General features: G+C 26.2%; 13 protein-coding genes and 1 pseudogene. All 14 read left to right on the forward strand.

Translation table 11 applies throughout. The features are described 5' to 3' along the window. Positions 1-180 precede the first annotated feature (180 nt). The 14 genes and pseudogenes from BN346_RS21785 (at position 181) to BN346_RS17365 (ending at position 12636) form a co-directional block, all read left to right on the forward strand. The gene (locus BN346_RS21785) at positions 181-324 is read left to right on the forward strand and encodes a hypothetical protein (RefSeq protein WP_158644509.1); all 144 of its coding nucleotides are present in this window, start codon (positions 181-183) and stop codon (positions 322-324) included. A 441-nt stretch (positions 325-765) separates the two neighbouring features. Next, a complete protein-coding gene (locus BN346_RS21790) occupies positions 766-915 on the forward strand; it encodes a hypothetical protein (RefSeq protein WP_158644510.1) in 150 nt (49 codons plus the stop codon). Positions 916-988: 73 nt separating this feature from the next. After that, positions 989-2077: a hypothetical protein gene (locus BN346_RS17320; protein WP_040330230.1), complete on the forward strand. Its 1089-nt coding sequence runs from the start codon at positions 989-991 to the stop codon at positions 2075-2077. Continuing rightward, positions 2019-2390 carry a hypothetical protein gene (locus BN346_RS20705; protein ID WP_051540478.1) on the forward strand — a complete coding sequence of 124 codons (372 nt, stop codon included), beginning with the start codon at positions 2019-2021 and terminating at the stop codon, positions 2388-2390. Before BN346_RS17320 ends, BN346_RS20705 begins: the two co-directional genes overlap by 59 nt. Continuing rightward, positions 2383-3150 carry a hypothetical protein gene (locus BN346_RS17330; protein WP_040330231.1) on the forward strand — a complete coding sequence of 256 codons (768 nt, stop codon included), beginning with the start codon at positions 2383-2385 and terminating at the stop codon, positions 3148-3150. Before BN346_RS20705 ends, BN346_RS17330 begins: the two co-directional genes overlap by 8 nt. A 408-nt stretch (positions 3151-3558) precedes the next feature. After that, on the forward strand, positions 3559-4146 hold the full coding sequence (locus tag BN346_RS17335) for a recombinase family protein (protein WP_040330232.1): 588 nt from the start codon (positions 3559-3561) through the stop codon (positions 4144-4146). A gap of 185 nt (positions 4147-4331) precedes the next feature. Continuing rightward, positions 4332-4508, forward strand: a complete 177-nt coding sequence (locus BN346_RS21795) for a hypothetical protein (RefSeq protein WP_158644511.1) — start codon at positions 4332-4334, stop codon at positions 4506-4508. A gap of 105 nt (positions 4509-4613) precedes the next feature. Beyond that, positions 4614-5891 (forward strand): DEAD/DEAH box helicase family protein, encoded by a 1278-nt coding sequence (locus tag BN346_RS17340; RefSeq protein ID WP_040330233.1) that lies wholly within the window; start codon positions 4614-4616, stop codon positions 5889-5891. A gap of 341 nt (positions 5892-6232) precedes the next feature. After that, complete coding sequence (locus BN346_RS17345) at positions 6233-7123, forward strand: RES domain-containing protein (protein ID WP_040330235.1); 891 nt, start codon at positions 6233-6235, stop codon at positions 7121-7123. 241 nt (positions 7124-7364) lie between these two features. Continuing rightward, positions 7365-7508, forward strand: a pseudogene (locus tag BN346_RS21040) (YebC/PmpR family DNA-binding transcriptional regulator); the annotation flags it as partial. 839 nt (positions 7509-8347) lie between these two features. Further along, complete coding sequence (locus tag BN346_RS17350; RefSeq protein WP_203226306.1) at positions 8348-9364, forward strand: ornithine cyclodeaminase; 1017 nt, start codon at positions 8348-8350, stop codon at positions 9362-9364. A gap of 217 nt (positions 9365-9581) precedes the next feature. Beyond that, the gene (locus tag BN346_RS17355; protein WP_040330237.1) at positions 9582-10472 is read left to right on the forward strand and encodes a GNAT family N-acetyltransferase; all 891 of its coding nucleotides are present in this window, start codon (positions 9582-9584) and stop codon (positions 10470-10472) included. 447 nt (positions 10473-10919) lie between these two features. Further along, the gene (locus BN346_RS17360) at positions 10920-11873 is read left to right on the forward strand and encodes a patatin-like phospholipase family protein (RefSeq protein WP_040330238.1); all 954 of its coding nucleotides are present in this window, start codon (positions 10920-10922) and stop codon (positions 11871-11873) included. Between the two features lie 229 nt (positions 11874-12102). Then, positions 12103-12636: a hypothetical protein gene (locus BN346_RS17365; RefSeq protein ID WP_040330239.1), complete on the forward strand. Its 534-nt coding sequence runs from the start codon at positions 12103-12105 to the stop codon at positions 12634-12636. Positions 12637-12672: the final 36 nt, after the last annotated feature.

Consider the following 12672-nt stretch of genomic DNA (forward strand, 5'->3'; position numbering starts at 1 on the left):
GTGGCTAATCCGTCCTTGGATTAGGTCATAAAAATTAAATAAAAATTCAATAAGATTTTCTAAATCAGTTTTTAAAGAAATACTTATTTAAACATCACTATCCATAAATATAAGTTAATAAATTTATATTAGTAAGACATGAAAAAGAGTTATATAAAGAAAGAGACTTCTTAAAAGATAATGATTAATTATGAAATAGTAAAATTGGAATATATTAAAGATAGTATTATAAAGTATAAGCTATATTTTAAATCATATATGGGTAAGAGAATAACTGGTGAAGCAGTTGAAAAAATATATGGTAAGGAAGTTAAAATAAGATGATATCCTATACTTGCAGGCATTATTATGCTCAAACACAATTTTAAAATAGCTACCACGCCAATTGTAACTATCAAAACTAAATATCGTTTTATAAAACTTTGAAGCCTCTTCAAATAGAGGATTATAATTAAAACCATAAATTAATTGTATTTCAAAAAAGAAAGGTGTGCAACGCTTTATTTACTATACCCTTTTTAGGGGGAGGTTACTTGTATATGCACTCTAGCAAGAAAAATATAGATTAGGTAAGTTGAGCCAATGCAAAAAATCAACTATATCATAAATCATAAGGGAATTACTTCTGTTAGAACTTATGTAAGGTATTGATGATATGAAAGGTGGGCAACGACCAATAACCTTGAAATAACAGTTGTGGTGGAAACTTGGCACTCTAAAGAGTGGGTAAGTATTAGTAAAAGATAAAAACATTCAGGACAAGTTTTGAATGGTAAAGCTGATATGCATATCTGTGCAGTAATAACAGAAGTATTAAATGAGGTTCTCAATGAGTATACCAAACAATTAAAGTTTAATATGGTTGGTGAAAAACATATGGTAATAAAATTAAACTTAAATAAATATAAGGTTTAAATGGTAAAAATATTATCAAAAGTATATTAATGTGTTAAAATTGATTTATATATTTATAGAGGATGTGCATAAAGTGAATTTTGATGAATATACTAAAATAATTAAAGAAACTGTTTTAAATGAGTATCCAGCTTACTTTCAGAAAAAAATTATCAAGAGACTAAGCGAAAAAAAAGAAATTCATATTGATAGAAGACAAAAAAATGATAAAAATTTGTTAGATGTAACAATGTGTAATAGTATTAAAGATACTATGAAATATATATTAGATAATCATGATAGAACTATCAAAGAGATAGAAATGTTTGAATATGAAAAAGGCTATAGATATTGTTCAATATTCGCTATATCGAATTATGATGATGCTTTATTAGAAAAATTGAAGGGTGTTAAAATAAAGAAATTTTCGGATGATATTACAGAATATGATAATGTTAATTTTACAGTAATGAATCCAACATATAAAATAATGGATGATAAAACTATATTTAAATTTAGTATCTATTTAAAAAATAGAGATGATGAAAACAAAAGAATAAAATATCCAATATTGGCTATAATACATAAAGATATTGACGCTTTAGAAATTAGATTAGATACAGTAACATTTGCATATAAAAATAAAGAATCATTTTATAAAGATAACATTAATAGTGTTCTTGCTTGGTTGCGAAGTATGCTTTGCTTTAATGAAGATTCAAGAGTTATGATTGATAATATAAACTTTGAATCAATAGTAAGATATATGAAGAAAGAAAAGGTTGATGATGTAACAATTGTTGCACTAAAGATGCGCAGAGATGGGATGATGGCATATTTAGATTCAGCATCAAATGAGGAATTAATGATACCTATATTAGGAGAATTAAAGAAATTATTATATAAAGAAAAAGATAAGTTTGAAAAAAGCGACGATACTAAAGAAATAAAAAAAATATTAGATGACTTTATGGAGGAGATAGAAGAAACATCATCTTTGCCATCAGTAAAAATTTTATGGGAAGAAAAGAAGATAAAGATTTTATTAACACATGGTTATAAAAATGAAGAATATACTTTATTTAAGTATTCTGATGAATTAGGTGATGAGGAGATGATGAATTATGTTACCAATTATATTATCGGATGTAAAAAAGAACTTGATAAAAAGTGCGATAATTAATGAATATAGAATAGATTTATTGATTGATAATATGAAGTTTTGGAAAAAAGGAAAAGATATATATCCTAATAATATAAAATCTATAATTAATTCAGATTATCCAGTGGTATATAAAGTTTTGGATGAAATCAAGAAGATGGGAATATTAGAATATAGATTTGAAGTATATTGTAGTATATGTAATAAGTATCTTGATATAAAACAATTAAAAAGTTTAAATGAGTTTCCGAAGGACTTGTATTGTGATGAAAATCATAAGTTGAATCCTGTTGATAATACAATACTTATTTATAAGGTGATACGTGATGAGTAGGGGATTAAGTACTGCTGATATTATAAAATTAAAAGAAAATGATAAAGAAAAAGTAGAGGAATTTTATAAATTTTCCTCATGGACTGATGATGATTATAAAGAATATGATATTTTATTAAAACAGCTTAAATATAGTTATGGAAAGTGTAAGGATGATTGTAAAGAAAAAATAGTGACTAAAAGTAAGGGCGATGCTTTAGAAGATATAGTTAATTTTATTATTGAAAGAAGTTATTTTCTTGAGGTATATCCTAATAAAAGAACGTCTACTAATGAAATTGACCAATTAATAGTAATTAGTGATTATGGTAAACAAAGTATATATTCTCAAGGCTTCTCGAGAGAGCTACTACAATTTCGAGGAGATTTCTTTTTAGGTGAATGTAAAAATTATGATGATTCAGTCGGAGTAACCTGGGTTGGAAAGTTTAATACTTTATTAAAAGTATGTGGAGATTGTAAATTTGGAATAATATTTTCTTATAAAGGCTTAACTGGTAGTGAAAACAAGTGGGAAGCTGCTCATGGTCTCACAAAAGTAATTTATAAGGTTTCAGATGAAGGAGATAAAAAATATATACTTGATTTTAATATTAATGATTTTAAAAAACTTAATAACAAAGATACTAATTTTTTTAAAATGATTAAAGCTAAAAAATTAGCTCTTTCTACTGCATGCAAATCTGAGGCATTATATTATGATTGCGATGAAAAGGAAGAATTAGAGACTATTTATAAAGAAATGATTAATGGCAGATAAATAAATTATATAAGAATACTGATGATAATTATTATTAAAAAATTGATAAATGCATTTATCTAAAAGCATCTTGCATAGATGCTTTTTTTATGCTTAGGAAAGTATAAAAAATTTAAACATAGTAATATTGATGGATTATAAAGGTGAAAATTATACAAAAATATTGTAACTAATTTAGTAGTATCATCTTTTGGTGTATATAACAAGGATAAAAAGAAAATCTATGTCAAAGAGAATTACAGAATAGTAGATACTTCACTACAAGGTGGACAAAAAAATATATGAAATTTGAAACGATATCAAAACTTAAAAGTATTGACACCGATTAAATCATAACGTAAAATCAGTATATAGAATGGTTTCTAAACTTAGTGTCAAAAGTTTAGACTGAGAAATGAGGTTTTAATTATGATTTATGGATATGCAAGAGTTTCAACAAAAGGACAGGCTAATGATGGAAACAGTTTAGAAAGTCAGATAGAGAAGTTAAAAGAGAATGGAGTAGATAAGGTATATCAAGATTCTTTTACAGGAACTAAAACAGATAGACCAGAGTTTACAAAGCTATTGAATAAGCTAAAAGATGGAGATACATTAGTAGTATGTAAGCTCGACCGATTTGCTAGAAGCATGACTCAAGGAAGCGAACTTGTTAATGAGTTGCTTAAAAAGGGAATTAAAGTGAATATTTTAAATATAGGGGTTATGGATAACACTCCAGCTTCAAAGTTGATAAGAAATATATTCTTTAGTTTTGCAGAGTTTGAGCGAGATATGATAATTGAAAGAACACAAGAGGGAAAAGCGATAGCAAGAACTAAGGAAGGCTTTAAAGAAGGCAGACCTAAGTCATATACAGATAAACAATTGCAACATGCTTTGAGCTTACTATCAGTAAATGGTGGAGAGAAAAGTTATAGCGAGGTTGTTGAAATTACAGGAATATCAAAAAGCACTCTCATAAGAGAAAACAATAAAAGAAAAATAAAAAAATAATGAAGATAAATTAAGGGATTTGGACAAAAATAAAAAATTGTTCAAATCTTTTTTTGTTAAAGTTTACTCTGCAAAAAAGATTTATACAATATAAACATAAGGCAATTATAAAAAAGTGAATTAATTATAGTTGCAGAATTAAAAGAAATAAAATGAAAATTTTAATCAAAAGGAGAATATCAAATATGAAAGATTTAAACAAACATGAAGATTTTAAAATTACTTTAACACCAATTGATACAACAAGAAAGGAGCCTAAAGTAGCTTTTGGAGAACCACTAAAAAACTATAAAATGATGCTAATGGAAGAAGAAGAAAGAGAGTATCGAAGAATACAAAGGGAAAATCGTTACTATTATTAAGATGTTGGAGCTTATGCTCCAGCAATCTTACTCCTAAAAACACTATGAACTAAATACATACTATGAAAATAACATAGTTAAAAATTTTTAGGAGGTTGTTAACAAATGAAAAAATTAACTGTTAACGAAATTATAAAAAATGAAGGGATAATGCTTCATAAGAACAAAATAAATTTAATTGTAGTGCCAGCTGGAAGTGGTAAAACATATTATGTATTTAATACTTTGCTGAATCCATCTGAACGAAGCGTTTATTTATGTGATACAAGCAATTTAAAAGATTCAGTTTTAAAAGATGAAATATTTAAAGATAAAGTAATTGCGGTAGACGGATTTAAACATGGATTTGATTTAGACAAATATAACTGTACCGTAATGACATATGCCAAATGGTTTTACGAAAGAGATAAGCCTAAATATGCAGATGTTAAAACTATTGTATGTGATGAAATTCATAATCTATACAAATATAAAGACAGATTTGATAATAAAGACAAGGAAATAGAACATTATACTCAAGTTATTCAGGATATTCATTCAAGAGCCCAAAACGGCATTCAAGTTGTAGGTTTCACTGCAACACATGAAAGGATAAAAAGAGAAATGAACTGGTTATTGCCTAAAGATGATTCAGAAATATCCTGTATTTCTAATGATAATTGGAATGTAATTAATTTATCCAATAGAGATGATATAAGAAGACTTCATTCAGATTTCACATTTTTCTTTAATAATTACAGAAACTTAAACCATTATTTAAAAGCTTACAATGGCTTCAAGTATGGTAAAAAGGCGCTAATATACACAAATAGGATTACTAAATGTCAAGACATGATTAAAATTTGTGAATCCGTTGGATTGAGTTCAATAGCATTATGGAGTATGAGTAATGGAAATCATCCAATGAATGATGAACAAAAAAGTGTAAGAAAGAGCATTATAACTACTGGACTTATTCCATCACCTTATCAAGTTTTGATTATTAATGGAGCATATGAAACAGGAATCAATATTAAAGATGAAGATATAGAAATAATGATTTGCAATGATACTCAAACTGATACACAAATACAGTCACGCTCAAGAATTAGAAAGGATATCAAAGCTGAAATATTTAAGGCTAAAAATTGTATTGATGATATTAAAATATCTGTTCCTAAAGAATATTTGGAAAGACCATTGACTGCAAAAGATAAAAAAGAATTATGTAAAATAGTAAATGTATATGGTGAGATGAAAAGCATTTTAAAGTGGACTAGTATTAAGCAAATTGTAATCAATAGTGGATATGAAGTAAAGGATGGTACTATTAGAATTAACAAGAAAAGAACTAGAGTAGATACTATAACAGATTTGGATTCAAGTAAAAGAATTTTTGAATAATTAAGAGTGTACACAAAATACAGCACTAGCTATATATTTCTATAAGTAGTGGGTATATTTGTGTACATTTTAATTGAAAAGGGATTTGACATAATCTTTGCTTACTGCGTGCACTTCAGATACTCACTGCGCTACGCTTGTTCGTTATGGTCATATTAATATCCCTCCTGTTTTTTAGAAAAAAATGATGCTTGTTTTCTAGATGGACAACACCATATTTGTAAACACACAACATCCCAAATGAAGTTTTATGTGAAAGTAAAATAATGTAAAAGGATTGCGAAGTTGAAGTATATATCATGTGATATAATTAAACAAAAATGTAATTTGGAGGAATAATAATGTTTGATACTGAAAACGTACCATCATTAATTAAAACATATAAGGAAAAGTGGGAAGAATTTAGAGAAGCATTAATTAATGATGAAGTTCAATATTTTAATTTGAAAAAAGCAAAAGAAATAACTTTTTTATCAGTTTTAGATAATATGATGAAATATGAAAAAGATAATAATCTTATAAAAATACCTTTTATAGTATTAAATCGTCATTATAGTTTTTGTAGAGCGACTGAGTTTGATAAAATTAAGGATAAAGAACCGTTATCAATTGAAAGATTTTTACCCAATAAGGATTATATCAAAGATGATAATAGATTTAGTCCTAAAGGCATAGAATATTTATATTTAGCTTGCAAGGCAAGATGGGGAGAAGAAAAAAAATATAAATACATAGAAGAAGTTGCTATGAAAGAAGTGCGAGCAAAAGATAGAAAAAGATATGGAATTAGTAAATTTAGAATACCTGAAAAATTACAAACTTTTGATAAAAATATTATTGATTTAACAATAGCAGATAATAAATCATTTGAGGAAATTGAAAAGAATTTTATTTTCCAAATTAAGGATGCTAAAACAAAGGAAGCTCGACATAGTGAAGTAGAAAAATTAGCATTAAAAATATATTTTAAACTCATGTCAGAAGAATTATTTAAACCGATAAAAACTGATGATAAAAGTAATCAATATAAGCCATTTCACTGTTTGGCTGAATATTTTAAACAATTGGGATTTGATGGATTAATGTTTAAAAGTACTGTATGTAATAATGGACATGGTAAAAACATTGTATTGTTTGATAAATACTATGCTGAACCATTTGAATATGCAATAATTGACATGCCATATGTTGAACCAATGAAATATAAAATATTTCAAAGAAATAATAAATAAGGAAAGTCGCTATTATATTTGTTTTTTATGTGATTATTCATTGAGTTATGCATAAAATTAACTTTTCATTGAAATATATTGTGAGATAATATATAATTTCACTAAGGCATACAATCAAGATGCATTGACTTATGCAGTATTCTTGATTACGGTGTATGCTCTGATTTTATCAAAGAAGAAAAATATCTGAAATGGATATTAATATATAGACTTTACAAACTCAAAAAAGACCTTCAAAGCAGTAAAAATGATTCCAGATACATACACTGCAATTGATGAAGAGACAGCTAAGAAAATGCAAAAAATGTTAGACTTACTTGAAGATGATGATGACGTTCAAGAAGTTTACCACAATGCAGAATTCCCAGAAGGATGGGAAGAATAATTCAATAGGTATATGTGAATCACTTCTTATTAAATATAGGAAGTGATTTTTTGCGTTTAAATACTTTTGTAAAAAATTAAATTAGTGATATGGATTGATAGATGATGTTTAAATCATTATTCGTAAAAACTTCAAAGAAACTCTAAATGTCTTTTCATTTAATTTTTAAGACTTCCCACTGAAGCGACGTCCTGTCTGGTGCAGTGGCTAATCCGTCCTTGGATTAGGTCATAAAAATTAAATAAAAATCCAATAAGATTTTCTAAATCAGTTTTAAAAGAAATACTTATTTAAACATCACTATCCATAAATATAACTTAACAAATTTGCAATAATAAGACATAGAAAAAATTATATCAAGAAAGATACTTACTAAAAACATAGATTTTAATTCTTTTATGTAGCCAGGGGTTTTAACCCCGGAGAATTATAATGTGAATATAAATTTAAGAATTATAATTAAATTAGCGCCACGGATAGATGATGTTTAAATCGTTATTCGTAAAAATTAAATATTTGTAGTAGCTAATTTATTTTATAGTTTTTAAAATTAGTTAAGATTGAAAGGTGAGTTGGTAAGTTGTTATTTGAAGTTTTTTAAATACAAATAATAAGGTGCAATAATTTAACCATTAAATGTGAATGATGTTAATTTTACGTGACTACTATTAACAAAGTATTAACATTATTTGACATAAAACTAATAATTTGGTATATTTATAATGTAAGTAATTCTTAAACGTTTTCAAAATGAACTTTTAGTAAAGAGTTCATAAGTATTTACAATTCTTCGGCCGAATAGTTAATGTTGAATAAAATTATATGAGGGGGAGTTTATTATGAAAACAAGGTATATTGATTTACCTACTATGGCAAAGTATTTAAAGTCAGTTGGTCCTGAAAAGGTTATAGAGCGTCTTATACCATATTTGGAGGATGATTATAGACGTTGGGAGGAATTTCATAAGATTCCTAGAACGGCTCATCATAGTGATATAGGTGTTCTTGAATTGATGCCAGTAGGTGATTCAGAGACTTATTCATTTAAGTATGTAAATGGTCATCCAGAAAATCCTAAACATAATTTTTTAACAGTAATGGCTATAGGTCTTTTAGCAGAGGTATCAACAGGATTCCCATTACTTTTAAGTGAATTGACATTAACAACTGCTATTCGTACTGCAGCTACTTCAGTAATGGCAGCAAAATATTTAGCTAAGCCTAATCCAAAGAAAATGGCGTTAATTGGAAACGGATGCCAAAGTGAATTCCAAGCACTTGGATTCCATCATGTATTAGGAATAGAGGAAATTTATTGTTATGATGTAGATCCAGTTGCTACTGAAAAATTAATGGAAAACCTAAAAGGTGTAAAAAATCTTAAATTAGTTAAATGTAGTAGTGCAAAGGAAGCATGTAAGGGTGTTGATATTATAACAACTATTACAGCAGATAAGAAGAATGCTATAATTATTACACCGGATATGGTTGAGCCAGGCATGCATATAAATGGTGTTGGAGGGGATTGCCCAGGTAAGACAGAACTTGATTCTAAAGTTCTTGATATGGGAAATGTTTATGTTGAATTTGAACCTCAAAGTCGTATAGAAGGCGAAATTCAGCATAGAGGTGAAGATTTTAAAGTAACTGAAATTTGGAACATAATTAAAACTGGAAAACCTATAGATAGAAAACCAGATGAAATTACTATATTTGATTCAGTAGGGTTTGCTTTGGAAGATTTTTCGATTTTAAGATTGATGTATGATATATCAAGAGAAGAAAACATAGGTGTTCCACAATCTCTTGTACCAATATTAGAAAATCCTAAAAATTTATACGGTATGTTAGCATAATGTAAACAAAAATAAGTTTTTTATATAAAAATCCAGGCAATTAAGTATATGCCTGGATTTCTTTAGTTGTAATACATTTTTAATAAACGGTTAAATGATGCAGGAGAAAGTACTTATAATGAAGAATTTATAGTGTTATAAGTTTGAATGTAGTATTAAAAATAATTTGAATTTTAAATATGGTTTATTAATAGAATAAATTTGAGAGGTGCAAATTATGAAGAGATTTCATATAAAATACAATGCAAATGAAAATATTGATTTTATTGATGAAATGTTGAGATATTCAAATGCTAATGATAATGTGGGTATTGGTTATCCAAGATATGATACAGTTAAAGAATTTATAAATGAGATAGAAAGTTATGATAGTACTTTAGAAGATAGTATTGGAATAATTTATTATGAAGATATTCCTATAGGTATTGTTGGGATTTTGTATGAAGAAGGTTCAGAAAGTGGATATTTTGTAGGTCCTATAGTGATTAAAGAGTATTTTAATGAAGAAAATGTTAAGAATATTATAAAATTAATACTTGAAAGAAAAAATTGTAATATTAAAATACTTAGAGCTGCACCACTAAATAGTAACAAGATATTGAGAAATGCTTATGAAGATAATGAATGGATTTATGATGGTGATCATAGAGTTATGGTATGTTATTTAGATAATAAAGAAAGACAAGTTAAATACAACATTAAAATGATGGAAAATGAAGAACTTACTTATAATGAGAGCATATTTAATATTTTAAATAGTACTTTTAATTGGAATGGAAGTAAAGAAGAGTATGATGATCTTTTAAGAGATGATTATTTTACTTCATGTGTATTAGATAGAGATAAAAAAGTAATGGGTCTAGTGGTTTGGTCTTTGATGGAAGATGAACAGTGTTGTGTTTTAGAATATCTTGTAGTAGATGAAAATTATAGAAATAAAGGTATTGGCAAAGCTTTAGTTAATTATGTTATTAATAATGCTATAAAAAATAATAGAACTAGCGTAGAGTTGTGTACTCAGATTAATAATAAAGCTGCAGAACTATATAGAAAAATAGGATTTGAAGATACATTAGTAATGAATTTATATAAGAGATTTAATAATTGATTATAAGTATTTCTAAGGATACAAACTTAATAGTAAAATATATCTATAGGGTTCCAAGTTCAAATTTAAAGTAATGTCTTTCTCAAATGATAGTACTAATCTTACAGTTTATTTTTATATTTGGAACCAAGTAAGAGTTAAGAGTGAAAAGTGAAAAGTTATAGTTGATATTACTCACTTCGTTCCTAATATCTAAAAATAGAAATACCTAAAAACTACGTTTTTATATTGTTTTCAATTAATTTGCTATGCAAATTTAATAAAAAATCATTCTTAAAAATTGGAAATCCAATTTTTACATTCATTCTCAATTTTCAATTAAATTAATTATAATTCTCAACTGAAAAATGAATAACTTAAAGTTCCAACTTGGATTCCTATATATAAGAATAGAGGTTATAATTTTTGTATATAATTATTTAAAGATATATAGATGTAGGTGATAGTATGAATATAAGTTATGATTTAGAACATTTAAATATAGGGCTTGTGCTTTCTGGAGGCGGAGCTAAAGGAGCATATGAAGTTGGAGTGTTTAAGGCGTTATGGGAACTTGATTTAGTAGATAATATTAAAGTTGTTTCAGGAACTTCTATAGGTAGTATTAATGCACTATTTTTAGCCATGAATGATAAAGAAATTTTAAATAGTGGATGGAGTAGTCTTTCATATTCTAGGTTTATACATAAGCAAGAAAGCATAAGAATAGCTAAGGTATCGCAGCTTATAAATAGAGTTAGACATAGTGAAAATAGAATATTGGAAGAATTGAAAATTAGTGATATAGGGCTTTTATCTCAAAGTGGTATAGAAAATTTTATTGATGATTTCGTGGATATTGAAACTGTAAGAAAGTCAGAAAAAGATATATATGCTTGTACATATAATATAGATAAGGAAAGACCAGAATATTTTAAGTTAGATGAATTTAGTGAGGAAGATGTTAAAAAAATTGTTTTAGCATCATGTGCAGTTCCGTATATATTTAAACCTATAACTTTTAATGGTAATAGGTATGCTGATGGGGGAATAAATGCACCACAATACTCAAAAAACAATGTGGATAATGTACCGATAACACCACTAAAAAGTTATGATTGTGATTTTATTATAGTTGTACATTTGTCTTATAAAAATCCAATAAATAAAGATGAATTTAAAGATTCCAATATTATTGAAATTTTTCCATCATCAAGTTTAGAGCCTATAAATGGAATAGGTACAATTATTCTTGATCATCAAAGATTAATGAATAATATAGAACTTGGATATAGGGATGCTATGGTTATTTTAGCACCTATAATAATAAATTTAATTAAAGGGAAAGATATTTTACATTTGATAGATAAAAATGATGAGAGTAATAATTTATTGGTAAAGAAAAATAAAATTTTTGACTAAGTAACTAATTAAATTTATAAATATGTAATAATAGAAGAAAATACGACAATTAATGACATTATATATATATATAATTAAATAATATTTATAAAAATAAAGTTAAATTCAATTAATTGTTTTAAAGGTAAACTTATAGTAAATAATTTAAAAAATGTATAATATTATAAAAAAAATATGATATACTCCTATAGGCAATAAAAATGTATTGAGAAAATGGGAGGAATAATAATTGACAGCTTTTTTTGGAATTTTACTATTTTTATTTGTATTATGTATTATAGCTATTATATGTTCAGTTACAAAGAAAAAAAAGGGCTTTAGGTTCGTTTCTTTTGTAATAATTTTAGTATGCTTTTTTGAAGTTGTAATGTTTAAAAACTTATTTATGAAGACTTATGTTGAAGCTTTAAATTTAAACTGGAATATAAGTTTACCAAAACCTTATAAGCAAATAAATATACTAGATAGTGGGGGAAGTTTTAAAGGTAACAAGGAAAGTATCAAAAAGCTTGAATATAGTCAAGATGACATAAAAAGGATAAAGGAAGAAGCTAATTGGAATAAATCTAATGAGTACATAGTGTATGACATGAAAAAGTTTTACAATGAATCTAATAATAAATTAAAAAAGAAAGATTTAGATATAGGTAATAGTAATGATTTTTTATGTTTGCATAAATTTAAAAATAAAGAAAATGATTGGATAACAATGTTGTTGGATGAAAAAAATAGAGAAGTGTATGTGTTTGAATCAAAAGTATAAATGTATACAAAAGCCTTTGAGTTTTTATAAATTCAA

Source organism: Clostridium ihumii AP5 (assembly GCF_000612845.1).
In the GTDB taxonomy this organism is placed as follows: domain Bacteria; phylum Bacillota; class Clostridia; order Clostridiales; family Clostridiaceae; genus Clostridium_J; species Clostridium_J ihumii.